Source organism: Streptomyces chlorus, from assembly GCF_042655885.1.
Lineage (GTDB): Bacteria > Actinomycetota > Actinomycetes > Streptomycetales > Streptomycetaceae > Streptomyces > Streptomyces chlorus.
Window position 1 is genome coordinate 18,970 of the sequence record NZ_JBHSOA010000070.1, and the last position, 25,101, is coordinate 44,070.

10 protein-coding genes and 2 pseudogenes are annotated in these 25,101 nt (G+C 74.8%); 3 read left to right on the top strand and 9 right to left on the bottom strand.

Features of this window, described 5'->3' with window-relative positions; genetic code table 11:
• Positions 1-29: 29 nt before the first annotated feature.
• Positions 30-2,942, top strand: coding sequence for a helix-turn-helix transcriptional regulator (locus ACFPZI_RS28295; RefSeq protein ID WP_381368696.1), 2,913 nt, complete (start codon positions 30-32; stop codon positions 2,940-2,942).
• A gap of 10 nt (positions 2,943-2,952) precedes the next feature.
• Here ACFPZI_RS28295 and ACFPZI_RS28300 read toward each other — a convergent pair whose 3' ends face one another.
• The 6 genes and pseudogenes from ACFPZI_RS28300 to ACFPZI_RS28325 form a co-directional block, all read right to left on the bottom strand.
• Positions 2,953-4,203 carry an MFS transporter gene (locus ACFPZI_RS28300; protein ID WP_381368699.1) on the bottom strand — a complete coding sequence of 417 codons (1,251 nt, stop codon included), beginning with the start codon at positions 4,201-4,203 and terminating at the stop codon, positions 2,953-2,955.
• Positions 4,204-4,231: 28 nt separating this feature from the next.
• The gene (locus ACFPZI_RS28305) at positions 4,232-5,467 is read right to left on the bottom strand and encodes a cytochrome P450 (protein ID WP_381368702.1); all 1,236 of its coding nucleotides are present in this window, start codon (positions 5,465-5,467) and stop codon (positions 4,232-4,234) included.
• On the bottom strand, positions 5,464-12,825 hold the full coding sequence (locus ACFPZI_RS28310) for an amino acid adenylation domain-containing protein (protein ID WP_381368705.1): 7,362 nt from the start codon (positions 12,823-12,825) through the stop codon (positions 5,464-5,466). The genes ACFPZI_RS28305 and ACFPZI_RS28310 overlap by 4 nt, the downstream gene beginning before the upstream one ends.
• Positions 12,826-12,941: 116 nt before the next feature.
• Positions 12,942-19,247 (bottom strand): amino acid adenylation domain-containing protein, encoded by a 6,306-nt coding sequence (locus tag ACFPZI_RS28315; protein ID WP_381368708.1) that lies wholly within the window; start codon positions 19,245-19,247, stop codon positions 12,942-12,944.
• A gap of 267 nt (positions 19,248-19,514) precedes the next feature.
• Positions 19,515-19,631: pseudogene (locus ACFPZI_RS28320) on the bottom strand (SDR family oxidoreductase); the annotation flags it as partial.
• Positions 19,614-20,270, bottom strand: a pseudogene (locus tag ACFPZI_RS28325) (type I glutamate--ammonia ligase); the annotation flags it as partial. The pseudogenes ACFPZI_RS28320 and ACFPZI_RS28325, both read right to left, overlap by 18 nt.
• A 184-nt stretch (positions 20,271-20,454) precedes the next feature.
• Between ACFPZI_RS28325 and ACFPZI_RS28330 the strand changes: the two are divergent.
• Both ACFPZI_RS28330 and ACFPZI_RS28335 read left to right on the top strand, forming a co-directional pair.
• Positions 20,455-21,216 carry a FadR/GntR family transcriptional regulator gene (locus tag ACFPZI_RS28330; protein WP_381368711.1) on the top strand — a complete coding sequence of 254 codons (762 nt, stop codon included), beginning with the start codon at positions 20,455-20,457 and terminating at the stop codon, positions 21,214-21,216.
• Positions 21,217-21,667: 451 nt separating this feature from the next.
• The gene (locus ACFPZI_RS28335; RefSeq protein WP_381368714.1) at positions 21,668-22,357 is read left to right on the top strand and encodes a gamma-glutamyl-gamma-aminobutyrate hydrolase family protein; all 690 of its coding nucleotides are present in this window, start codon (positions 21,668-21,670) and stop codon (positions 22,355-22,357) included.
• A gap of 62 nt (positions 22,358-22,419) precedes the next feature.
• On the opposite strand, the gene ACFPZI_RS28340 is transcribed toward ACFPZI_RS28335, so the two are convergent.
• The 3 genes from ACFPZI_RS28340 to ACFPZI_RS28350 are packed head-to-tail and all read right to left on the bottom strand — an operon-like array spanning position 22,420 to position 24,677.
• Entirely contained in the window at positions 22,420-23,355 is a 936-nt protein-coding gene (locus ACFPZI_RS28340) for a LysR family transcriptional regulator (RefSeq protein ID WP_381368717.1), read from the bottom strand.
• A 9-nt stretch (positions 23,356-23,364) separates the two neighbouring features.
• Positions 23,365-24,111 carry a helical backbone metal receptor gene (locus tag ACFPZI_RS28345; RefSeq protein WP_381368719.1) on the bottom strand — a complete coding sequence of 249 codons (747 nt, stop codon included), beginning with the start codon at positions 24,109-24,111 and terminating at the stop codon, positions 23,365-23,367.
• Positions 24,108-24,677: a helix-turn-helix domain-containing protein gene (locus tag ACFPZI_RS28350; RefSeq protein ID WP_381368722.1), complete on the bottom strand. Its 570-nt coding sequence runs from the start codon at positions 24,675-24,677 to the stop codon at positions 24,108-24,110. Before ACFPZI_RS28350 ends, ACFPZI_RS28345 begins: the two co-directional genes overlap by 4 nt.
• Positions 24,678-25,101: the final 424 nt, after the last annotated feature.

Consider the following 25,101-nt stretch of genomic DNA (forward strand, 5'->3'; position numbering starts at 1 on the left):
CCCCGACATGCCGATTATCATCTGCGTTCATGCGTTCCCATGCGCCTTTCCTCGTCGGGCGGGACCCCCAACTCACCCTGCTCGAACGTGCCATGGCCCAGGCGAGGGAGGGGCGCGGCGGCGTCGTCTTCCTGATCGGCGAGGCCGGAGTGGGCAAGTCGAGGCTCGCGGCGGAGGCCGTGGGCGGCGCGCTGGGCTCCGGTATGCGGGTGCTGCGCGGCCGCAGCAGCACCACCGGGCCCGCCGTGCCGTTCCGTCCGCTCACCGAGGCGCTGATGTCGCTGTTCCGCAGCGGCGAGCCCCTGGACGACCTGGCCCTCGGTCCCTACCGGCCGGTCCTCGGGCGGCTGATACCCGACTGGGACACCGGGGAGCGCGAGAGCAGTTCCATGGTGATCCTGGGCGAGGCGGTGCTGCGTCTGCTGCTGGCCGCCGGGCGGGGGCAGGGCCAGTTGCTCCTGTTGGAGGACCTGCACGACGCCGACCCCGAGACGCTCGGCGTCCTCGAATACCTGGTGGACAACCTGGAGTACACGCCGGTCCTGCTGCTGGCCACCGTGCGGACCGATTTCAGCGACGCGCTGGACCTGGCGCAGTCCGCCCGTCGCCGGGGCGTCGCGACCCTGGCCGAACTGCCGCCGCTGACCCGGCCCCAGGTGGTCGAGATGACGGCGGCGCATCTGGGGGTCGACGACCCTGACGACGTGCCGGCGGCTGTGCCGGACCGTCTGTGGGAGGACAGCGCGGGCAGCCCGTACCTGGTCGAGGAACTGCTCCAGTCCATGATCGGGGCGGGCACGCTGGTGCAGGGCACCGACGGCTGGCGCGCGGTCGGCGATCTGCGCCGTGACGTTTCCTCGACGCTGGCCAGGGGCATTCTGCGGCGCATCGACCGGCTGGGCGCGCAGGGCCTGACCCTGCTGTCGGCCGCCGCCGTCCTGGGCCGCCGCTTCCCCCTCACCGTGCTCCAGCACATGACCGGTGTCGACGACCGGGCCCTGCTCAGTCATCTGCACGCGGGCGTCGCCGCCCGGCTGGTCATCCCCGACGAGCCCGCCCCCGACTGGTACTCCTTCCGTCACTCCCCCACTGTCGAGGCCCTGTTCACGCAGATGACGCCGGGTCAGCGGGCGGACCTGGCGAGGCAGGGCGCGCGGGCCGTCGAGGAGCTCCATCCGGGTCTCGAAGGCGATTGGTGCGCGCTGGCGGCCGGGCTGCGCTGCGAGGCCGGGGACCGTGTGGAGGCGGGACTGCTGTACGCGGACGCCGGTGGGCGGGCCCTGGCTGCGGGCGCCCTGGGCTCCGCCGTGACGCTGCTCAGCCGGGCCGAGGGCCTGCTGGCCGACGCCGACGACTTGCAGGCGCGGGCCTCGGTGCTGGAGAACCTGCTGCCCGCCCTCGCGGAGGCCGGCGACTTCGCCCGCGCCTTCGACCTGGCCGAGGACCTGCACGCGCTGGGCGGCGCCGGGCTGAGCGCCGTACGGCTGGCCACGCTGCACACCCGGCTGGCCAAGGTGGCCCACACGGCGGGGCGGTGGAGCGACGGCAACCGGCAGATCGACCGGGCACGCGAGGTCCTGGCGACCGCCCCGGACGAAGCGACGGAGGCGGCCGTCGACGTCACGGCCGCCTACCTCGCCCTGGACACGCCGGGGTCGGACCGCACCCAGCACGCGGAGAAGCTGGCCCGGTCGGCGGCCGACACCGCCGAGCGCCACGGTCTGCCCGTGGTCGCCTGCCAGGCCCGGGAACTGCTCGCCACCGTCGCCCGCGAGCGGGACCCGGAGGAGTCCGCGGCGATGCTCCAGCAGGCCCTGGCGACGGCGGAGCGGCACCGGCTGCCCCTGCAGCGCATGTACGCGGCCACCCGCATGGGCGGCAACGTCTGGCTCGCCGAGGGCGACACCTCCGGCCTGCTGGCGGCCCGCGAGGAGGCGCTGCGGCTCGGCTCGGTGAACATCGTGCACACGGTGGACGGCATCCTCATCCTGGACGCGGTGCTGCGCGGCGACCACGAGAACGCGCGGTCGGCGGCGGACGACTGCCTGGCCGTGGTGCGGCGGCTGCGTCTGGCGCCCGCCGTGCGGTACGTCCTGATGGCGCGGGCCGCCCTGGAGGCGCACCGCGCGGACCGGGCGGCGATGGAGACGGCCCTGGCGGCGTTCACCGAGTGGGACGGCGCCGGTTCCCAGGAGGAGCCGCTGAGTCTCGGCCTGGCCCGCGCCTTCTGCGCGCTGCTGGAGGAGGACCACGACCTGGCGCGCGCGGAGCTGCGGTCGGTGCAGGCGCTGGAGGCGGGCAACCCCTCCACCTACCACCTCGGCGGCACCCACGGCCTGGTCCTGCTGCTGGACGTGCTCGCCGGTGACGCGGGGCGGGCACGGCACGAGGAGATCACCGCCACGGCGATGGCCCGGATGCGGTGGAACCGCCAGTTCGTGCTGCTCGCCGACGCCGTGCTGCTGGGCCGGGAGGGAGCGGGGCCGCGCGCGACGGCGGCGGTGGAGTCGGCGCTGGCGGTGGCGCAGCCCTATCCGCTCGCCCAGCACCTGGGGCTGCGGCTGATCGCGGACGCGGGGCACCGGGACGGCTGGGGCGATCCGGTGGGCTGGCTGCGCCGGGCCGAGCACTACTTCCACGAGCGGGACGTCGCGGCCGTGACCGGCGCCTGCCGGGCGGGGCTGCGCAGGCTCGGCGCCCCGGTGCACCAGCATCGCTCCGGCACCAGCCAGATCCCGGAGAAGCTGCGCGCGCAGGGCGTGACCGTCCGGGAGTTCGACGTGTTCCGGCTGCTCGCGGAACGGCTCAGCAACAGGGACATCGCCGACCGTCTGTTCATCTCGCCCCGCACGGCGGAGAAGCACATCGCGAGCCTCATCACCAAGACGGGGTCGGCCAACCGTGCGGACCTGTGCGCGCGGTCGGCCGCCTTCCGGGGGTAGGACGCACCGGCTACCGCATCCCGCGTACCGCCCTCGACCCCAGCACCGCCAGGCCCGTCACACCGAGCACCAGAGCCACCACCCCGAACAAGGCGAACGCGTCCTTCCCGGCCAGCGCCCCGCACAGGATCAGCGACAGCGGGGCGACGGCGTAGCCGAGGACCATGTCGACGGAGACGACGCGGCTGAGCACGTCCTGGGGGATGTTGCGCTGGATCCAGCTCAGTCCGAACACGCCCTGGAAGCCGATGGCGAAGCCCATGGCGAGGACGGTCGCCACGACGACCGGAGTGCTGTGCACCAGGCCCAGGACCGCCATCCCCGCGCCCAGCCAGCCCGCCAGCGCGGCCACCAGCAGGCCGACCCTGGGCCGCCCGCCGACGGCGCCTCCGACGAGTGTGCCGAGCACCGCTCCGCCGGCGAGGGAGCCGTTGAGCACGCCGAGCGTGGCCGAGCCGCCGCGCAGCACCTGGTCGGCGAGGGTGGCGAAGCCGACCGTGAAGGGCCCGGCGTAGCAGAAGTTGACGGCGGTGTCGAGAGCGACGACGGTCCGCAGCCGCGGGTCGCGGGCGGTGTAGGTGACGCCCTCGCGGATGCGGGCGACGAGGGAGGTCTGCTCCTTCACCGGGCCGGCAAGGGCTTTGCGGGCCGCCGGGGGACGGGTGCGGACGCGTGCCACGCACAGGCCGCACAGGGCGAAGCAGACGGCGTCGACGAGGAAGGCGACCGGCGCCCGGGTCAGGGCGATGACCAGGCCGCCGACGGCCGGGCCGACGACGGCGGCGGTCCGCGCGCCGACCCCCATCAGCGCGTTGGCCGGGGTGAGCAGTTCGTCGTCCACGACCGAGGGCAGGATGGAGACGCGCGCGGGCTGGAAGAAGGCGTCGACGGTGCCGAAGGCGGCGGCCGCGGCGCACAGCATCCACACCGTCAGGTGACCGCTCAGTCCGGCGAGTCCGACGGCCGCCATCAGCACCGCCCGCGTCCAGCTGGACGCGACCATCAGGACGCGCGGGGACCAGGAGTCGCTGAGACTGCCGCCCACCAGGGTGAACAGGGCTCGGGGGACGGCCTGGAAGGCCAGGACGTAGCCGAGGGTGAGGGTGGATCCGGTCAGGCCGAGGGTGATCCAGGAGAACGCGATGACGCTGAAGCCGTCGCCGAGCAGGGACAGTGCCTGCCCCGTCCACAGGAGGCGGAAGGACCGGTGCCGGGCGGGTGCCCACAGCCGCGGACCGGCGCCGGTGAGGGTGGTGGCCATGGTGTGCCTTTCGTCGGACCGGGTCCGGTCAGTAGTGGACGGGCAGGGCGGTGAGGCCGCGGTTGAGCAGGGAGGGCTGCCAGGTCAGGCCCCCGGGATCGGCGAGGGTCAGGCCGGGGTGGTCGCACACCAGCGTCCGTACGGCGGCCACGGCCACCAGCCGGGCCAGGGCGGCGCCGATGCAGAAGTGGGCGCCGAAGCCGAACCCGAGGTGGGTGGCGCCCGAGCGGCGGACGTCGAACCGGCCGGGGTCGGGGAAGCGGGCCGGGTCGCGGTTGGCGGCGGCGGTCACGAGGAAGATCCGGTCCCCGGCCCGCAGGGTGCGGCCGTCGAGGTCGAGGTCGCGGGCGGCGGTGCGGATGGACATCTTGGACGGGCCGTCCAGCCGCAGGGTCTCCTCCACCGCCCCCTGGGCCAGTTCGGGCTCCGCCCGGACGGCGGCCAGCTGGTCGGGGCGGGTGAGCAGGGCCAGGACGGTGTTGGCGATGAGGTTGCTGGTGGTCTCCCCGCCGGCGAACGCCATCTGGGTGAGCATGCCGACGAACTCCTCCTCGCTGACCGAGTCGCCGACCCTGCCCTCGCGGAGCACCTGGCTGATCAGGTCGTCACCCGGTTCGGCGCGGCGCCGGGCGACGAGGGCGCCGAGGTAGTCCTCCAGGCTCACCAGCGCCTGGAGGGAGGCCCGGTACTCGCTCTCCTCCTGGGCGGTGCCGAGGACGAGGTCGGCGACGCGGGTGTTCCAATACCAGAAGGAGGGCCCGTCGGTGGGCGGGATGCCGAGCCAGCGGGCGAACACCAGGGCGGGCAGCGGCTTGGCGACGCCGGCCATGAGGTCGCCGGTGCTGCTGGGCACGGCCTTGCGGGCGAGGACGGCGCGGGTCGCCTTCTCGGTGAAGGCGCGGTAGCGGGCCACGGCGCGGGCGGCGAACGCCTCCTGGAAGACCCGGCGCAGCCTGCGGTGCCGGGGCGGGTCGTTGAAGACCATCCAGCGCGAGAGGATGCCGAAGGCCCGCTCCGCGTCCTCGCGGGCTCCCTGCGGGACGGCGTCCATCAGCGGCCGTACCCGGTCGGCGGAGACCGCGGGGTCGCGCAGGCAGCTCATCACCTGCTCGTAGCCGGTGACGAGCCAGGCGTGGTGCAGGGGGCTCCAGTGGACGGGGGCCTGCTCCCGCAGGGCGTCGAGGTGGTCGTAGGGGTCGGCGATCATGTCCGGGGAGAGCAGGTAGCGCTCGGGGAGGACGGGTGCGGGGGCACGGGTGGTCATCGGGTCTCTCCCGTCCCGGTGTTGGGGGTGGTGCTCGTCGTGGCGCTCGTGGTGGTGCCGACGGCCTCGTTGGTGCCGGTGTGCTCGATGCCGGCGAGCAGGGCGGCGATGCCGTGCACCCGGGGCTCGGCCATCATCGACATGTGGTCGCCGTCGCTGATGTGCAGCGTGAGCCCGCCGCCGGCCACCTCGCGCCAGCGGGCGACGTAGGTGTCGTAGTCGACGTCCAGGCCGGGCATGGTGCGGCCGCGCGGCAGTTCGGCGGCCTCGCTGCCCACCACGAGGTGCACGTGTCCGGGATAGGGGCGGACCTCGTAGGCGGCGAGGGCGGCGAGCAGCGAGTGCCACACCTCGATCGGGGCGCTTTCGACGAGGGCCGCCTCGGCCGGGCTCATGCCCGCTCCCAGCAGGGTGGCGGTGAGCTCGGCGGTGGCCCGGTCGCGCTGCGGCGAGGGCCGCAGTTCACGCAGCCGGTCCCGCAGGCGCAGCGCTTCGCGCAGGTCGCGGGTGACCCCGTCGAGACGGGTGCGGGCGGCGGTGTTGGGCAGGTACGGCTCGATCAGGACCAGCGGTGCGACGGTGTGTCCGGCCCGGTGCAGCTGGGTGGCCATCTCCAGGGCGATGTTGGCGCCCATGGACCAGCCGAGCAGGGCGTGCGGGCCGATGTCGCCGCGTTCGGTGATCTCGGCGACGTAGTTGGCGGCGATGCCCGTCACGGTGCTCGGATCGATGCCGCCGAGCAGGCCGCGCGCCTGGAAGGCGTGCACGGGGCGACCGGGCGGCAGGGCGCGGGAGAGCGGGACGAACCAGGCGGCGCTGCCGCCGGTGGGGTGCACGCACCACAGGGGCTCCCCCGCGCCTTCGCGGAGCCGTACCTCGGAGGTGACGGCGGCCGGCAGGCCCTCGCCCGCCGCCCGGACGGCGTGCTCGGCCAGCCGGGCGAGGGTGGGGTGCTCGATCAGGTCGCCCACGGAGACCGGCAGACCGCGCGCGGCGGCCATGAGGGAGACGCGGACGGTGGACAGGGAGCTGCCGCCGATGCGGAAGAAGTCGTCGTGGACGCCGATCCGGGAGAGGCCGAGGACCTCGCGCCAGATCTCGGCCAGGATCTTCTCGGCGGCACTGGAGGGGGCGGCGTACTCGGTGTCCGCGCGGTCGGGTTCGGCCGTCGGCAGGGGCAGTGCCCGCTTGTCGGTCTTGCCGCTGCGGTTGACGGGCATCTCGTCGAGGACGACAAACCGGGCGGGCACCATGTACGCGGGCAGTGCGGCCCGCAGGGCGCCGCGCAGCTCCTCCGGGGCGGGCCGGCGCTCTGTGGAGACGACGAGGTAGGCGACGAGGGCGGGTTCGCCGGGCAGGTCGGTGCGGTGCAGGACCACCGCCTGGCGGACCTCGGGCAGTTGCCGCAGGGCGTGTTCGATCTCGCCGAGTTCGATGCGGAAGCCGCGCAGTTTCACCTGGGAGTCGAGGCGGCCCAGCCACTCCACGGAGCCGTCCGGCCGGTGCGTGCCGAGGTCGCCGGTGCGGCACAGGCGGTCGCCGGGGGCGCCGTACGGGTCGGGTACGTAGGTGGCGGCGGTGAGGGTGGGCCTGCCCAGGTAGCCGCGGCCGACGGCGTCGCCGCCGAGGTGGATCTCGCCGGGTACGCCGACCGGGACCGGCTGCAGGTCCTCGTCCAGGACGTGGACGCGGGTGTTGCGCATCGGGGTGCCGACGGGCGGACGGCCCTGGCCGGGGGCGAGGTCGGCGGCGAGGGACCAGACGGTGGTCTCGGTGAGGCCGTAGACGTTCTGGAAGCGCCGGCCGCGCGACCACCGGTCGGCGAGTTCGGCCGGGCAGGCCTCGCCGGCGACCTGGAGCACCCGCAGGTCGGGGAAGGCGTCCTCACCGAGCACGGCGAGGGCGCTGGGCGGCAGCATGGCGCCGGTGACGCGGTGCTCGCGCAGGGTGCGCGCGAGGTCGGGGCCGGGGCGCAGGTCGTCCCCGGGGGCGGTGACCAGGCAGCCGCCGTTGGCGAGGGACCAGGTCAGTTCCAGGATCGAGGCGTCGAAGCCGAAGGAGGCGAACTGCAGGACGCGGTCCTCGGGGGCCGGGTCCACCAGGTCGCGCTGGCCCTCGAGCATGTTGGACAGGCCGCGGTGCGCGATGGCCACGCCCTTGGGCGTGCCGGTGGAGCCCGAGGTGTAGATGATGTAGGCGAGGGTGTCGGCGTCGGCCTCCGGGCCCGGCACGGGCTGCTGGGGTTCCGCGGGGGCGTCCAGATGGATCACCGGCCCGTCGAACGGCACCGCCTTGGCGAGGGCCCGCCGGGTCAGCAGCACGCGCATGCCGCTGTCCTGTGCCATGAACGCGAGCCGGTCGGTGGGGTGTTGCGGGTCCAGCGGCAGGAACGCGCCGCCGGAGCGCAGCACACCGACGGCGGCGCGCACCAGGTCCGGGCCGCGTTCGGCGCAGATGCCGACCACCGTCTCGGGTCCCACCCCGAGCCGTCGCAGCCGACGCGCCAGCTGTTCGGCCTGCTCGTGCAGTTCCGCGTACGTGACCCGCTGCCCGCGGTGCTCGACGGCGGCCGCGTCCGGGGTGCGGGCGGCGTGGGCGGCGATGTGCTCGTGCAGGAGCAGCGGGGAGGACGGAACGAGGGGGCCGCGGGCCCAGTCGTCGAGGGCGGTGGCGCGGGCGGCGCCGGTGAGGGCGGGGCGGGTGACGCGGCCGTCGGGGTCGGCGGTCATGGCCTCCAGCTGGGCGCAGTACACGTCGGCCAGTTGCTCGGCGGTGGCGGGGGCCACGTATTCCGGGTCGGCGTCGAGGGTGAAGGCGTTGACACTGGCGTTGACCAGCAGCGGGAACATGGTGCGGGCGATCTCCAGGGAGTCGTCCCAGGAGTCGTGGGAGAGGCGGTGGAAGTTGACGTAGTTGAAGACGGCGTCGGTCAGCCGCGGTTCGGTGGGCCGGAGTTCGGCGATGCGGACCAGGGGGACCCTGCGGTGCGGCAGCATGTCCTGCTCGGCCCGGAAGACGTCCCTCAGGTGGACGAGCCAGGTGCCGCGCGGGCGGGTCACCCCGAACGGCACGGTGTTCAGGAACAGTCCGCGCATCCGGTCGGCGCCGGGCAGCTCGGGGCGGCCGTTGGTCACCAGGCCGATGCTGTGGCCGAGGTCGCTGTCGTCACGGTCGGCGAACAGGCTCATGGTGTGGTGGAAGGCGGCGATGAGGACGGTGCGGCGAGGCACGCCCGCCTCCTTGGCGAGCCGGCCGATGCGTTCGGCGAGGTGGGCGTAGGAACGGCGGGCCTCGTGGACCGGCGGGTGGCCCTCGGCGGCGCCGTCCGCCCGGCGGCGGAAGGTCACCGGCCTCAGGTCGGCGAGCCGGTCGCGCCAGTACGCCAGTGACTCCTCGCTGTTCAGCGCGGCGCGTTCCAGGGCGACGTACTCGGCGAACGGCGGCGCGTTCGGCGGCTGCGGGGCGGTGCGGTGGGCGACGGCCTCCCGGTGCAGGGCGAGCAGGTCGGCGACGAGGGAGGTCAGGCTCCAGCCGTCGAGGACGACGTGGCAGTCGGTGAGGACGAGCCGCAGGTCGTGGTCGGTGACGTGGTGCAGGTGGAGGCGCACGAGGGGTGCCGCGGCCAGGTCGAAGCGGCGGTCGAACTCCTCGTCGACGAAGCGGCGCAGCCGCGCCCGCTGCTCCTCGCGGGGCAGTCGGCGCAGGTCGGTGTAGCCGACGGGCAAGTGGGCGGTGCGGTGGACGAGCTGGAGGGGCTCGCGGTAGGAGACGAGGTCGACGGAGGTGCGCAGGATCGGGTGTCCGGCGACCAGCGCGTCCACGGCGGCCTGGAAGGCGTCGGGGTCGAAGCCCTCGGGGACGGTGATCTTCAGGTCGGTGACGTTGTGGTAGGCGCCGCGCCGGGGGTCGGCGAGCATTTCGTGCAGCATGCCCGCCTGGAGCATGGTGAGCGGGTAGGCGTCGGCGAGGTCTTCGGGCAGCCGGTCGGCGTCGGCGGGGTCCACCTGGGAGAAGGGGGCGACCGGTTCGGGGGTGTCGGTCGCGTCGGAGACGAGCGCGGCCAGGTCGGCGAGGGTGCGGGCGCGGAAGACGTCGGCGACGGTGAAGGCGAGCCCGGCGAGCCGGCCCAGGCCGACCAGGCGCAGGGCGAGGATGGAGTCGCCGCCGAGGTCGAAGAAGTTGTCGGTGCGGCTGATGTGCTCGGCGCCGAGGACCTGGCTCCACACGCCGGCCAGGGCCTGCTCGGCCGGCCCCTCGGGCGGCACGTGGGTGCGCTGTCCGGCCGCGTCGGCGTGCACGGCGCTCAGCACGGCCCGGTCCACCTTGCCGTTGGCGGTCAGCGGCAGCCGCTCGTGGCGGACGAACAGCGCCGGGACCATGTAGTCGGGCAGGCTCAGCCGCAGCCCCTCACGCAGGGCGGGCGGGTCGAGCGGGCGCCCCTCGGGCGTGACGACGTGCGCGACCAGCCGGGCCGTACCGCCGTCGGCGCGGGCCACCACGGCGACGTCCGCGACGCCGGGCAGGGCGCGCAGCGCGGTCTCGATCTCGCCGGGTTCGATCCGGTGGCCGCGGATCTTCACCTGGTGGTCGGCGCGGCCCAGGTAGGCGAGTTCGCCGTCGGGCAGCACCCGTACCAGGTCGCCGGTGCGGTACATGCGGGCGCCGGGGGCGCCGAAGGGGTCCTCCAGGAAGCGTGCGGCGGTCAGTTCGGGCCGGTTGCGGTAGCCGCGGGCGACGCCGCCGCCGGAGACGTACAGCTCACCGGCGGTGCCGGGCGGCACGAGCCGGCCCCAGGGGTCGAGGACGTAGCCGTGCTGTCCGGCCAGTGGCCGGCCGATGGGCGAGCGGACGGTGCCGTGGACGTCGTCCTCGGTGATGGTGCGGAGGGTGACGTGCACGCAGGTCTCGGTGATGCCGTACATGTTCACCAGGGCGGGCCGGTGCCCGGGGGCGGTGAACCAGTCGCGGTAGTCGCGCACGTCGAAGGCGTCGCCGCCGAAGACGACCGTGCGCAGGGCCAGGTCGCCGAACCCGGCTCCGGCGCCCGTCAGGTGGGCGCGCAGGCCCTTGAAGGCGGCGGGGGTCTGGTTGAGGACGGTGACGCGCTCCTCGCGCAGCACGCGGTGCACGGCCGCAGGGTCGCGCACCTCGTCCGAGGTGAGCACGACGACGCGTCCGCCGGTGGCGAGCGGAGCCCACAGCTCCCACACGGAGAAGTCGAAGGCGGGCGAGTGCATGAGCGTCCACACGTCGGCCGGGCCGAAGCCGAAGTGCCGGTCGGCGGCGCCGAGCAGCCAGGCCAGGTTGGCGTGGGTGATCTCCACGCCCTTGGGCCGGCCGGTGGAACCGGAGGTGTGGATGACGTAGGCGAGGTCGTCGGGGGCCGGCCGGATGTCGCCGCCCGCGTCGGGCCCGTGCTCGTCGTCGGCGGCGTGCCCGGCGGAGCCGTCGGAACCGTCGGAACCGTCGGAACCGTCGAGCAGCATGGTCCGGGCGGGCAGGGAGTCGGCGGCGGTGCGCGTGGCGGTGTCGGTGACGATCCAGTCGATGCCCGCGTCGGTGACGGTGAACTCGCGCCGGGCCTGCGGGTGGGAGGGGTCGAGCGGCAGATAGGCGGCGCCGGCCCGCCAGATGGCGAGCAGGGCCACCGCCAGGTCGGGGGTGCGGTCGAGGCAGACGCCGACGAGTGAGCCGCGGGCCACGCCGGCGGCACGCAGCCTCCGCGACAGCGCGGAGGCGCGGGCGTCGAGCCGGGCGTAGGTCAGGGAGCGGCCCGATCCGCTGACGGCGACCTCGTGCGGGGCGCGGGCCGCGTGCTCGGCGAACCGCTCGGGTGCGGTCCGCGGGGCGGGCCCGGTCGTGACGCCGGTGTTGGCGGGGCCGTCCGGGCCGAGGAGGTGGCCGCGTTCGGCGGGAGCGAGCGGGTCGATGGTGCTGAGCGGGGTGTCGGGGGTGGCGCAGAACGCCTCCAGGAGCGTGACGGTGTGCCGGGCGAGGGCGGCGACGGAGGCTTCCTCGAACAGGTCGGACCGGTAGACGAAGGCCAGCTCGGTGCGGTCCTCGCCGTCCTGCAGGTCCAGGGTGAGATCGAACTTGGCGGTGGTGAGGCCGATCCGGTACGGCGTCACGACCGCCTCCCCGAGGGTGAGGCCGGACGCGGCGGTGCCGGACTGCGTGTAGAGCACCTGCACGAGCGGGTTGCGAGCCAGGTCGCGGTCCGGGCTCAACACCTCGACGACCTTCTCGAACGGCAGAGACTGGTGCGAGAACGCCTCCAGGACCTGGTCCCGGGTCCGGGCGAGCAGCGCGGCCGGGGTCGGGTCGTCGGAGAGGTCGCCGCGCAGCACGAGGGTGTTGACGAAGAAGCCGACGAGCTGCTCGGTCTCGACGCGTTCCCGGTTGGCGACGACGGTGCCGACGGCGATGTCGCACTGTCCGGTGTGGAAGGCCAGCGCGGCCTGAAAGGCGGCCAGCACGGTCATGTAGGGGGTCGTTCCGACGCGCCGCCCCAGTGCGGCGAGCGCGTCGGTGAGGGAGGGCGGCAGGGTGACCTGGTGGACGGCCCCTCGGCTGCCGGGGGTTTCGGGGCGGGGGTGGTCGGCCGGCAGCTCCAGCGGGGTGAGCCCGGCCAGGCGGGTGCGCCAGTGCTCCAGCGCGGCCGACTGGTCGCTCTCGCGCTGCCGGATCGCGTAGTCGGTGTAGTCCAGGGGGAGTTCGGGCAGGTCCGCGACGCGTCCCCGGATCCTGGCCCGGTACAGCTCGGCCAGGTCGCGGACGACGAGGTCGAGGGACCAGCCGTCGGAGACGATGTGGTGCATGCCCAGGACGAGCACATGGTCGTCGGCGGCGGCGCGCACGAGCGTGGCGCGGAAGGCGGGTTCGCGGGCGAGGTCGAAGGGGCGCAGGGCGGCCGCGTGCACGGCGGCGGCCAGGCGGCGCTCGCGGTCCTCGGCGTCCGCGCCGGTCACCTCGGTCACGTCCAGGACCGTGCCGCCCGCGGGCAGTACCCGCTGGTGCGGGACGCCCTCGTGCTCGGGGAAGACCACGCGCAACTGCTCGTGCCGGGCGACCAGGTCGGCGACGGCCGCGCGCAGGGCCGGCACGTCCAGCGGGCCGGTCGTCCGCCAGGCGACGGGGAGCAGGTAGGTGGGCGCTCCGGGGTCCAGCCGGTCCAGGAAGTACAGGCGCTGCTGGGCGGCGGACAGCGGGATCCGCTCCGGGCGGGTCCGGGTTCGGGTCGGCCCCGTGTCCCGGGACGCGGCCCGGCCGCGCAGCCGCTGCTCCAGCAGGCGCCGGGCCGCCGGGGACAGGCCGCCGCCCGCGGCGGCGGGGCCGGGACGCACGTCGGATGTGGTCATGAGGGCACTCCGATCTCGGTTCTGGGGGGAGAGGAAGTCGGTGAGGGGTGAGGGCGCGCGGAGTCGACGGCGGGGCCGGTCGTCACGAACGGTCGGAAGTCGCCTGTCGGGGACGGTCAGAGGTCGGCTGTCAGGGACAGGTCGATCTCGTCGTCGCTCATCTGCGAGATCAGCTCCAGCAGACGCCGCTCCACCTCGGCGGCGAGCCGCTCGACCGTGGGGTGCTCGAAGAGGTCCCGGACCCGGAGCGGGCAGTCGAAGGCGATCCGCAGGCGGGAGGCGACCGCCACCGCGCGCAGGGAGTGGCCGCCCAGGGCGAAGAAGTCGTCGTGGACGCCGACCTTCGGCAGGTCGAGCACCTCGCACCAGATCTGCGCCACGACCGTCTCGGCCGGGGTGCGCGGTGCGACGCCGGCCCGCGGCGCGGGCGTCTCGGGCTCGGGCAGGGCGGCGGTGTCCAGCTTGCCCTGCACGGTCAGCGGCAGGGCGTCCAGGAGGACGAACGCCGAGGGGACGAGGTGGTGGGGCAGATGGGCCCGGCAATGCGTGCGCAGGGATTCCTCCGACAGACCGCCGCCCGCGGCATAGCCGACGAGGGCGGTCTCGCCGTTCAGGGTGCGCACCACGACGGCCGCGCCCCGCACCCCCGGGTGCCCGCGCAGTACCGCCTCGGCCTCTCCCGGTTCGACGCGGAAGCCACGGATCTTGACCTGGTCGTCGTTGCGGCCGAGGAACTCGAGTACGCCGCCGGCCAGTCGGCGCACCACGTCGCCGGTGCGGTAGAGGCGGCCGCCTCGCGCGCCGAACGGGTCGGGGACGAACCGCTCGGCGGTGAGGGCGGGCCGCCCCAGGTAGCCGCGGGCCACCTCCGGTCCGCCGATGACGAGTTCTCCGGGCACGCCGAGCGGTACGGGTTCGCCGAGCGGGTCGACCACGTAGGTGCGGCGGCCGCCCAGCGGGCGGCCGATGGGCACCCGGCCGGCCGGTGCCCCGGCGAGGGTGTGCGCGGTGGCGGAGATCACCGTCTCGGTGGGGCCGTACGTGTTGACCACGGGCACGCCGGGCAGGTGCGCGAACCAGCGCTCCAGGGGGTCGGCGGGCAGTGCCTCTCCCCCGGTCACCAGCAGCCGCAGGGAGGCCAGTCGGGGAGCCAGCGTGTCCAGGCGGGCGACCAGTTCCGTCCAGTACGACGGTGTCAGCTCCATGACCGTCACCCGCTCGGCGGCGACGCGGGCGGCCAGCTCCTGGGGCGCCCAGATGTCGTCGGGGCGTACGAGCACCGTCGCCCCGGTGCTCAGCGCGGGCAGGATCTGCTCGAGGGAGGCGTCGAAGGAGGTCGAGGCGAAGGTGAGCACCCGGTCCCGCCTGGTCAGCCCGAACGTCTCGCGGGCGGCGCGGACATGGGCGTCCAGGGCGTGGTGCTCGACCCCGACGGCCTTGGGACGGCCGGTGGAGCCCGAGGTGAAGATGACGTAGGCGAGGTCGTCGCGGTGGGGGGTGTGGCGAGGTCCGTCGGGGTCGGTCGGGACGTCGTCGGCATCGACCACACCGATCGTGAGGGCGGCGGCGCGGTCCCGGGTGCGCGTGTCGCACACCACGTGCCGTACGGCGGCCTCCTCGCACATGTACCGCAGGCGTTCCTCGGGGAGCCGGGGGTCGAGCGGGACGTAGACGCCGCCCGCCCGCCAGACGGCGAGCATCGCCGCCACGGACCACACACCGCGGCCGACGCACACACCGACGGCGTCGCCCGGGACCGTGCCCGCGCGCGTCAGGGCCGCGGCGAGGCCTCCGGTGAGGGCGTCCAGGCGGGCGTAGTCGAGGGTCGTGTCCTCGCAGACGACGGCGGGGGCGTGCGGCGCGCCCGCCACCTCGAACGCCGGCGCCGGCTCCGTCTCCCGCCCGGCGCCCGCGAGGAGGCGGTGCCGTTCGTCCGCCGAGAGCAGGGCGGCCTCGTCGGCGCGGGCGGCGGGGTCGGCCAGCAGGGCTGCGAGGACGCGGCCGACGTGGCGGGCGAACCGGGTCGCGGTGTCCGGGTCGAACAGGTCGGCGGCGTACTCGACGTTGAGCGCGAACCGGTCCGGCCGGACCACGAAGGTGGCGGTCAGGTCGAACTTGGCCGAGCCCCAGGGCAGCGTGAAGTCGGCGGTCTCCAGGCCGGGCAGGCCGATGCCGGCCTCCGTGGACTCCTGGACGTCGACCATGGCCTGGAACAGCGGGTTGCGGGACAGGTCGCGCTCCGGGCGGAGCCGCTCCACGACCTGCTCGAACGGCACCTCCTGGTGGTCGAAGGCGCCCAGGACGACGTCGCGCACCCGGTCCACGAGCGTGCCGAAGGCGGGCCGTCCGGACAGGTCGGTGCGCAGGACGACGGTGTTGACGAAGAAGCCGACCAGCGGCTCCAGTTCGAGGCGTCCGCGTCCGGCGACGGGGGTGCCCACGCAGATGTCGGTCTGCCCGGTCCAGCGGGCCAGCACCGTCTGGGCGGCGGCCATCAGCACCATGAAGCGGGTCGCGCCGCGCTCGCGGGCGAGGGCGTCGGCCCGGTCGACGAGTGCGTGGGGCAGGTCGATCTCGACCGCGCCGCCCCGACCGGTGAAGGCGGGGGGCCGCGGCCGGTCCGTGGGCAGTTCCAGCACGGGGGCGTTCTCGAGGACCCTTTCCCAGTAGGCGAGTTGCGGTTCCAGGGCGCCGCGGTCGGCGCGGTCGCGCTGCCACACGGCGAAGTCGCCGTACTGCACGGGCAGGGGCGCCGGCCGGGCGCCCCTGCCCGTCAGGCGGGCCGTGTAGTGGCGGCCGAGTTCGTCCAGCAGGACGCCCTTGGACCATCCGTCGGTGACGGCGTGGTGGAAGGCGAGCAGGACGACGTGGTCGTCGTCGGACAGTTCCCACACGCCGGCCCGCAGCAGCGGTGGCCGGGCGAGGTCGAAGCGGCGTCCGGCGTGGGCGGCGGCCAGGCTCCGTACGGCCTCCAGGCGGACCCGCTCGTCCGGGGCCTGCGGTGCCCGCTCCCAGCGCAGGGGCACCGGGGCCGGGTCGCGGACCTGCTGCACGGGGCGGCCGTCGGACTCGACGAGGGCGGTGCGCAGCACCTCGTGCCGTTCGACCAGGTCGTCCAGGGCCGCCTGCCACGCGGTACGGTCCAGGCCGCCGCGCACCCGCCAGCAGTACCGCAGCAGGTACGAATCGCCCCGGTCGGAGGTACGGTCCAGGAACCACAGGCGCTCCTGCGCGAAGGACAGCGGCAGCGGCCCGCCGCGGTCGACGGGGACGATGCCGGTGGCGCCACTGACGCGGACGGCGGTCACCCGCGGGGCGAACGCCCGGACGGTGGGGTGCTCGAAGACGGTGCGCAGCTCGATCTCGCGGCCGAGGCGCTGGGCGATCCGGGAGACCGCCATGGTGGCGAGCAGGGAGTGGCCGCCGAGGTCGAAGAAGCTGTCGTCCAGACCGATCCGGTCCAGGCCCAGGACGTCGGCCCACACCTCGGCGACGATCCGCTCGGTCTCGTCGCGGGGCGCGGTGTACGCGGGGTCGTCGGCGGGGCGGGCGTGCGCGGGGTCGGGCAGAGCGGAGCGGTCGAGTTTGCCGGAGACGCCGACCGGGAGGGCGTCCAGGACGACGAACTCGGACGGTACGGCGTAGTGCGGCAGGTAGCGGGCGCACCAGGCGCGCAGTTCCGCCCGGTCGGGGGCGGCGGGCGCGTCCGGGGCCGGTACGACGTAGCCGGTCAGGCCGCGGCCGGTGGCCCGGTCGGGGCGGGCGGCCGCCGCGACGACCAGCGGGCAGGCGCGCAGCACCGTCTCCACTTCGCCGAGTTCGATCCGGAAGCCGCGGATCTTGACCTGGTCGTCGCGGCGGCCGAGGAACTCCAGTGCGCCGCCGGGCGTCCAGCGCACCAGGTCACCGGTGCGGTAGAGGCGGCCGCCGGGCGGCCCGTAGGGGTCGGGCACGAAGCGCTCGGCGGTCAGCGCGGGGCGCCCGAGGTAGCCGCGGGCCACCTCCGTGCCGCCGATGAGGAGTTCGCCGCCGACGCCGACCGGCACCGGCTCGCCGTCGGTGTCGACGACGTACACGCGGCGGTCGCCCAGGGGCCGGCCGATGGGCACGGTGTCCCCGGGCGGGTCGTCGGCGTCGTCGGCGTCGTGGGTGGTGGCGGTGACCGTGGTCTCGGTGGGGCCGTAGGCGTTGCAGACCCGGGCCCGGGGGACGGCGGCGCGCCAGGCGGCGAGGGTGTCGGGCGGGACGGCCTCGCCGCCGAGGATCAGCAGCCGCAGGGAGCCCAGGGCGGCGGCCAGCCGCCGGTCGAGGCAGAGCGTGAGTTCGGACCAGTAGGTGGGCGGCACGTTGACGACGGTGAGGTCGTGCCGCTGGACGATCTCGGGAACCTGCGTGGGCAGCCAGGGCTCGTCGGGCCGCATGACGACGGTGGCACCACAGGTGAGGGCGGGCAGCACCTGGTCCAGTGAGGCGTCGAAGGCGAAGGAGGCGAAGGCCAGCACCCGGTCCGTGGAGGTGATCCCGAAGCGCTGCCGGGCGGCGGCGACGTGCGAGGCGAGGGCGGCGTGCTCGACACCGACCGCCTTGGGCCGGCCGGTGGACCCGGAGGTGAAGACGACGTGGGCCAGTTCGCGGGGGTGCGGCCGGTGGCGGGGACCATCCGCGGCCGGGCCGACCGCGGTGACGTCCACCGTCACCGGCGCGAGCGGGGCGGCGGCGGTGACGGCGGTGGCGGGTTCGGCGACCACGCAGGCCAGCCCGGCTTCCTCGGCCATGTACCGCAGCCGCTCGGCGGGGAGTTCGGGGTCGAGGGGCACATAGGCCCCTCCGGCCCGCCAGACGCCCTCGATGGCGGCGACGGACCACAGGCCGCGGCGCAGGAGCACGCCCACGGGATCGCCCGCACTCACCCCGGCGGCGCGCAGCGCGGCGGCGAGTGAGCCGGTCATGGCGTCCAGTTCCGCGTAGCTGACGCTGTCCTCGCCGCAGCACAGCGCGGTGGCGTCGGGGCTGCCGGAGAAGGCGACCGGCGGCGCGGGGTCCGCCGTGCGGTCGGGTGCCCGGTGCCAGTCGGGCCGGGGACGGCCGCGGCCGCCGGGGCCGTCGGGCAGGGCGCGCATCAGGTCCCGCACGGGGGTGTCGGGGTCGGCCAGGACCGCCCTGAGCAGGGCGGTGTAGGAGCGGGCGAAGGCACGCATGGTGGCGGCGTCGAAGAGCGCGGTGGCGTACTGGAGGATGGCGGCGACGCTGCCGTCGGCCCGCAGGGTCAGGTCCAGGAAGACGTCCAGCGGGGTCTCGGTGAGCGGCGGTTCGACCAGCGTCACCTCCAGGCCGGGCATCTCCACCGGTTTGATCGGCGCGTTGAGCAGGGTGAACGAGGCCTGGGCGAGCGGGTGCCGGGACAGGTCCCGGGAGCCGCCGAGCGCGCCGACGACGAGGTCGAAGGGGGCCTCGGCGTGGGCGAGGTCCACCGGCACCCGGCCGCGCACCCGGTCCAGCAGGGCGCCGAAGCCGGGCCTGCCGGACAGGTCGGTGCGCAGTACGACGGTGTTGACCAGGGGGCCGATGAGCGTGTCGGCGCCCCGCCGGGCCCGGTCGGCGAGCGTGCTGCAGACGGCGACGTCGGTGCGGCCCGCCCAGTGGCCGAGGAGGGCCTGGTAGGCGGTGAGCAGGAGCGTGTAGCGGGTGGCGCGCCGGGAGCGGGCCAGGGCGTCGACGGCGGCGACCAGGTCGGCCGGCAGGTCGAAGCGGACCACGTCCCCGGAGCCGTCCCAGACGCGCGGTCGCGGCCGGTCGGTGGGCAGGTCGAGCGGGGTGAGGCCGCGCAGCCGTTCGCGCCAGTGGCCCAGGAGCCGTTCCAGCCGTTCGCCGCGCAGGCGTTCGGACTGGGCGCGGGCGAGGTCGGCGTACCGCAGGGCGGGCGCGGCGACCGGCTCGCCACGGTATCCGGCGGCGAGTTCGTCCAGCAGGACGCCCCACGACCAGCCGTCCACGGCGATGTGGTGCACCTCGACGAGCAGCAGGTGCTCGTCGGGCGCCACGCGGGCGAGCACGGCCCGGACCGGGTGCTGGGCGGACAGGTCGACGGGGCGTCCCAGCCGGCGGACGAACAGCTCCTCGGCCCCGTCCGCCTCGACCCGCTCCAGCTCGACGCCCGCGGGGGCGTCGACCACCGGCACCGGCTCCCCGCCGACGGCGCGGAACCGGGTGCGCAGCACCTCGTGCCGCGTCATGATCCCGGACAGCGACCGCTCCAGGCGGTCCGCGTCCAGCGAACCCCGCAACCGCAGGACCAGCGGGAGCATGGATCCGGTGGAGGAACCGGCCAACTGGTCCAGGAACCACAGCCGGCGCTGCGCGAAGGATGCCGTGGGGGAGTCGACGCCGTTCGGTGCCCTCTCGGGGGCCGGTCCTGCTGTCACTGTGAGCCTCCAAGCCGTGTTTGGCAGCAGACTGCCGTCAGCGGCCGAGGGCCCATAGGGAAGAAGACGCAGCACCGCGAGCAGAGCGGACTGCCGTCGTGGACGGGATCCTCGGCGACTGGTTCACGCGCTGCTGCGGGGCACGGGGCGGCGGCGTCCGCGTCCGGTGGGGGCGGAAGGCGTGGAGGAGGTGCAGGGGGCGGCGACGGGCCCGGCGACGCGCGCGGCGTACGCCGGGCCCCGGAGCGGCGGCACCTGTGGCGGGCGTCAGAGAGGTGTGACGTACGCCCCCGCGATGCCCCCGTCCACGAGGAAGTCGGTGGCGTTGACGAAGGAGGAGTCGTCGCTGGCCAGGAAGGCGACGGCGGCGGCGATCTCCTTGGCGCCGGTCTTGTAGACGGCGTGCTGGTCGCAGGTGACCAGGGCCTCGTCGTAGCGGAAGGCGATCTCGTGCTGGCCGGGGTTGCACTCGCCCTTGGCGGACTCGACGGTGAGGCCGGCGGAGGCCATCTCGTTGCGGATGCGGCGCAGCAGGGATTCGATCCGGCCGGTTCCGAGCACCGAGTAGTCGACGTTGTACTGGTTGGCCGGGGTGAGCCCGCGGTAGTCCGCGTCCCATACCTGTTCGTAGGTGTCCCGGAAGACGATGAACTCCAGCTCGGTGCCGACCTGGGCGGTGTACCCGAGCCCGGCCAGGCGCTCGAGCTGGCGGCGCAGCATCTGGCGGGGGGCGGCAACGACCGGGGAGCCGTCGGCCCAGGCCAGGTCCGCGACGACCAGGGCGGTGCCCTCGTTCCACGGCACGCGGCGGAGCGTGTCGAGGTCGGGGAACATGGCGTAGCCGTCGACGGTGTTCATGTCGGCGTCGGCGGCGAGCAGGTAGGAGCAGCCCTCGGTGCCATGCCGGAGTACCTCGTCGAGGAAGAAGCGCGCGGCGAACCGCTTGCCCTGGAGCCGCCCCTGCATGTCGGGGAAAGCCAGGACGACCGTGTCGATCTCACCGCCCGCGACGAGGGCGTGCAGCTCCTCGACACCGAGCGGGGGGGTGTGGGGTCTGCCACGGGAGGGCCTCCTCGGGCTGTTTCTGGAGCTTCTGGCCGCATGCGGCCGCTGATGACTGCTTGCGGCTTCTGCGGGCTTCGGTTCGGTCGGCCGGGAGCCATGAGGTATTTCGGACGACCATTGCTTGGGAAGGGGACGCGGCCGTATGCCGGAGAAGTCGGGAAGGCCGGTGGAGCCGAAGGACGGGGCCGGCGCGGTCGGGGACGGTCTCGCGCCGGTGCTGCGGCCGGTGCGCGCGGGCAACGGCTTCGAGGAGGCGCTGGAGCAGATCCTTCAGGTGGTGCGGCTGGGCCTGGTCCCGGGCGGGGAGCGACTGCCGGCCGAGCGGGTGCTGGCGGAGCGGCTGGGGATCAGCCGGGTGACGCTGCGCGAGGTGCTGAAGATGCTCCAGGACCAGGGTCTCGTGGAGTCCCGGCGCGGCCGGTACGGCGGCACGTTCGTGCTGCCCCGGCCGACGGACGCGGGCGGGGCCGAACTGCGGCGGCGGATCGCCGAGGTCGACATCGAGGACGTGCTGCGGTTCCGGGAGGTGCTGGAGGTGGGCGCGGCGGGCCTGTGCGCCGCGCACGGCCTGCCGGACGCGCGGGCGGCCCGGCTCCGGGAGGCGCTGGCGGGCACGCGTGACGCCCCGCTGGCCGAGTACCGCCGCCTGGACACCCTGTTCCATCTCACGCTGGCGGAGCTGTCCGGTTCGCCGACGCTGACCGCGCAGTACGCGGCCGTCCGGGCGGCGGTGAACGACCTGCTGGACTGCATCCCGCTGCTGGTGCGCAACCTGGAGCACTCGCAGCGGCAGCACACCGCGCTGGTCGAGGCGGTGCTGGAGGGGGACGCCGACGGGGCACGGGAGATCGCGCGCGAGCACTGCGCGGGGACGGCGGCACTGCTGCGGGGCTTCCTGGCGTGACACGCCGGCGGAGGGGACAGTGATACCCCCGGTTCGGCCGAGCGGTCCGGGCAGTGCTCCGGTGCGGGGGGCCTTGCGGGGGGCCTTGCGGGTTCGGAGCGGGGCTCCACCCCAGGGGCAGCGCAAACTCCGGAGTGGGACCCCGGCGCACGGGTCGGCGGAGGCTTCGGCGCGAGGGACTTGCCCCCCGCCGTCCACGCCAGGAGGCATGGGCTTACAAAGGTCCGGATCTGCTCCATTGCCCACTTCCTCGCCTCCGCCGCCTGGGTGGTGTACATCGCGTCGGTGGCGTACTTCGGCCTGTACGGCCGCAGGCATCCGGTGGCGGAGGCGCCGGAGGAAGAGTTCGCGGCGCCGGCGACGGCCGGGCAGAGTTGTCCCGGGACCGACTGGACAGGACCGCACGGGACCGGGCAGGACCGGACCGGCGTCGGAGACGGAGGAGCACGGTATGACGACCAGGCCGCTGATCGGCATCAGCACGTACGAGGAGTCCGGGGTGCGGTGGGGCGCGTGGCAGATGGACGCCGCGCTGCTGCCCATCGGGTATCCGCGGCTGGTGCAGCGGGCCGGCGGGCTGGCCGCGATGCTCCCACCGGACGCGCCCGAGCACGCCGCGGCGACGGTGGCCAGGCTCGACGGGCTGGTCGTCGCGGGCGGCCCGGACGTGGAGCCGGTCCGCTACGGCGCCGAGCCCGACCCGCGCACCGGGCCGCCCGACCGCGCCCGGGACACCTGGGAGCTCGCCCTGATCCGGGCGGCGCTGGACCGCCGTGTTCCGCTGCTCGGGATCTGCCGGGGCATACAGCTGCTGAACGTCGCCCTGGGCGGCACCCTCGTCCAGCACCTCGACGGCCACCAGGGGGCGCCGGGGATCATCGGCCTGCACCCGGTCAAGCCGGTGCCGGGCACCCGGTACGCCGACGCCGTCCCGGAGGAGACCTCCGTACCGACCTTCCACCACCAGGCGGTGGACCACCTCGGTGAGGGCCTGATCCCGTCGGCGTACGCGGTGGACGGGACCGTGGAGGCGGTCGAACTCCCGTCCGCCGCATGGGTGCTGGGCGTGCAGTGGCATCCGGAGATGGGCGAGGACCTGCGGGTCGTACGCCACCTGATCCAGGCGGCCATCACACCGTGACCCACGCGGGCGGCGACGACACCCTGACCACTGACCACCCGCGTGCCCGGCGCGCGAGGTGTTCAGCCGCGGGTCAGGGTCAGCAGGTCGCGGGCCGGGCCCGTGGGGCGGTGGCCGGTCGGCCAGACCGCGCGCAGTTCGCGGGCCAGGGCGATGCCGTCCACGGGAACGCGGATGAGGCGGCGCATCGCCAGCTCCTCCCCGAGGGCCAGTTCGCTGAGGACGGCCGGGCCCGCGCCGCTGACCGCCGCGGCCTTCACCGCGGTCGTGGAGGACAGTTCGATCAGCGGGCGGGCCAGGCCGCCCAGCGCGGTGTCCAGGACCTGCCGGGTGCCGGAGCCCTTCTCGCGCAGGATCAGCGGAGTGGTCGCCAGTTCCTCGGCGGCGAGCGGACGACGGCGGCGGGCCCAGGCATGGGACGGCGCCGTCACCACGATCAGCCGGTCGTGGGCGATCACGGCGGAGTCCAGGCCCGGGGGCACGGTCAGCCCTTCTACGAACCCCACGTCCGCCTCACCCGCCAGCAGCCGCTCCGCGACCGTCGCGGAGTTCCCGGCCAGCAGGGACACCGCCGTGTCCGGCCGCTGTGCGCGCAGCGCGAGCAGCCAGCCCGGCAGCAGATACTCGGCGATCGTCATGCTCGCCGCCACCCGCAGCCGTGAGTCCCGGCGGTCCCGCAGCGCCTGCGCGCCGGCGTCGAAGGCCTCCGCGGCCTCCACGATCCGCCGTGCCCAGTCGGTGACCAGCGCTCCGGCGTCGGTCAGGCGCGATCCGCGCGGTGAGCGGTCCACCAGCGCCACGCCGAGCTGCCGCTCCATGGACCGGACCCGGCTGCTGGCCGCGGGCTGGGTGATGCCCAGCTCGCGCGCCGCGCCGCCCAGACTCCCGACCCGCGCCACCGCCAGCAGCAGCTCCAGCGCCCCGAGGTCCGGCACCCGGTGCGCGAGGGGCCCCGCGGTCACCGGCCGATGTCCCGCGTGGTCGTCCCTCGTACTCATCACGCCAGCTTATGTCGCGCGGTGCTGCCGGCGGCCTGCCGCTCGCAGCTCCCGGGGCAGCACCGCCGCCGCCTCGGCCAGCGACGGCCCGTACCAGGTGAGGTGCCGGCCGCCGACCAGGGCGCAGGGCAGTCCGGGGAAGGCGTCCGGGCCGTCGTCGGCGGTGAAGCGGTACGGCTCGTCGGGCAGCACGACGAGGTCCGGGGCCGCCGCGCGCAACTCGTCCAGGGGTACACGGGGATAGCGTTGCGGGTGATCCGCGTGGAGGTGGTCGACGCCGAGGCGGGACAGCAGGTCGCCGGCGAAGGTGTCGCGGCCCAGCACCATCCAGGGCCGCCGCCAGACCGGCACGACCGCGGTCCGGCGGGGTGTGGGGGGTGCCACCGCTTGCCAGGCGGCTTCGGCGTCGTCCAGCCACCGGGGGCGGCCGGCCGCACCGCATGCCGTGAGCACCCTGGCCAGCTCGCCGAAGGCCTGGGGCAGTGTCCGCACCTCCGTCACCAGCACCTCGAGGCCCGCCGCGCGCAGGGCGTCGAGGTCGGGTGCGCGGTTCTCCTCCTCGTTGGCGATCACCAGATCGGGGACGAGGGCGGCGATGCGGTCCACGTCCGGGTTCTTCGTGCCGCCGATCCGTACGACGTCCAGACCGGCCGGATGCGTGCACCAGTCCGTGGCGCCGGCCAGGGCGCCGGGAGCGGACCGCGCCACGGCCTCGGTGAGGGACGGGACGAGGGAGACGACGCGCGCGAATGTCACCGGCGCGGCTTGTCCCGGACCGCCTCGATGTGCTCGGCGACGGCGACGACGACCAGCCGGGTCTCCGCGTCCGTGGCCCGCCACCGGTGCCGGACGCCTCCGGTGAGGTACAGGGTGTCGCCGCGGCCGAGGCGGTAGGCGCGACCCTCCGCCTCGATCTCCACGGCGCCGTCCGCCACGTACATCAACTGGTCGTTGCGGAACTGGAATTCGCGCCCGGCGTCGTGGTCGCCGGTGAACTCGGAGGCGTGCATCTGGTGATGGCCCCGTACCAGGGACCGGACGCGGGGTTCCAGCAACTGCTCGGTGCCCTCCGCGCGGACGACGTCGACACTGCACGCCGGATCGGCGGCGGCGAGGAGTTCCACGGCGGTGGTGCGCAGGGCGTCGGCGACCTTCTCCAGGGAGGTCTGGCTGGGACGCGCGCGCTCGTTCTCGATCTGGCTCAGGAACGGGACCGACAGGCCGCTGCGCTGGGCCACGACGGCAAGCGTGAGATCCAGCGCACGGCGTCGCCGCCGCACGGCCGCGCCCACGCGCAGCGGCTGTTCTTTGTGGTCGCCCATCGCTCCGGCTCCCTCCTTCGCCCGTCGTCCCGTGCCTGTGCCCCGTTGTCCCGGCGCACTCATCCTGTTGAGCTGTCTGCACCCTACGCATGTTCGGCAAACCGTTTCAGGCGCCTGTCACGTCGTCGTCATGTGCGATCGCGCACGACCCCACAGTTCACGCCAGCCGATGCGCGAGCCGTCCGGTTCGATGTGCGCAGGATGCGGGGTGCTTACGCCATTGTCGCCCGAAGAGGGGCGGGAGGTCGCGGCGAGGGCCTGGAGGCCCGGGGAAGGCGTAGCGCTGTGTGATTGGCCGGATTCCTATCGTGTGCCTGTTCCGGTTGTGTGCCTGTTCCGGTTGTGTGCCCGTTGTGGCGGTGCGCCCGTTGTGGGGTGTGCCCCGTTCGGCTTGCCCCGCACATGACCCGAGGGGCGGGCGGTG

What these genes read in the sequence shown, in the direction of transcription:
- ACFPZI_RS28330 (WP_381368711.1), top strand. Translation starts at nt 20,455, where the DNA reads ATGCCGGAGAAGTCGGGAAGGCCGGTGGAGCCGAAGGACGGGGCCGGC.
- ACFPZI_RS28295 (WP_381368696.1), top strand. Translation starts at nt 30, where the DNA reads ATGCGTTCCCATGCGCCTTTCCTCGTCGGGCGGGACCCCCAACTCACC.
- ACFPZI_RS28350 (WP_381368722.1), bottom strand. Translation starts at nt 24,677, where the DNA reads ATGGGCGACCACAAAGAACAGCCGCTGCGCGTGGGCGCGGCCGTGCGG.
- ACFPZI_RS28335 (WP_381368714.1), top strand. Translation starts at nt 21,668, where the DNA reads ATGACGACCAGGCCGCTGATCGGCATCAGCACGTACGAGGAGTCCGGG.
- ACFPZI_RS28310 (WP_381368705.1), bottom strand. Translation starts at nt 12,825, where the DNA reads ATGACCACATCCGACGTGCGTCCCGGCCCCGCCGCCGCGGGCGGCGGC.
- ACFPZI_RS28300 (WP_381368699.1), bottom strand. Translation starts at nt 4,203, where the DNA reads ATGGCCACCACCCTCACCGGCGCCGGTCCGCGGCTGTGGGCACCCGCC.
- ACFPZI_RS28340 (WP_381368717.1), bottom strand. Translation starts at nt 23,355, where the DNA reads ATGAGTACGAGGGACGACCACGCGGGACATCGGCCGGTGACCGCGGGG.
- ACFPZI_RS28305 (WP_381368702.1), bottom strand. Translation starts at nt 5,467, where the DNA reads ATGACCACCCGTGCCCCCGCACCCGTCCTCCCCGAGCGCTACCTGCTC.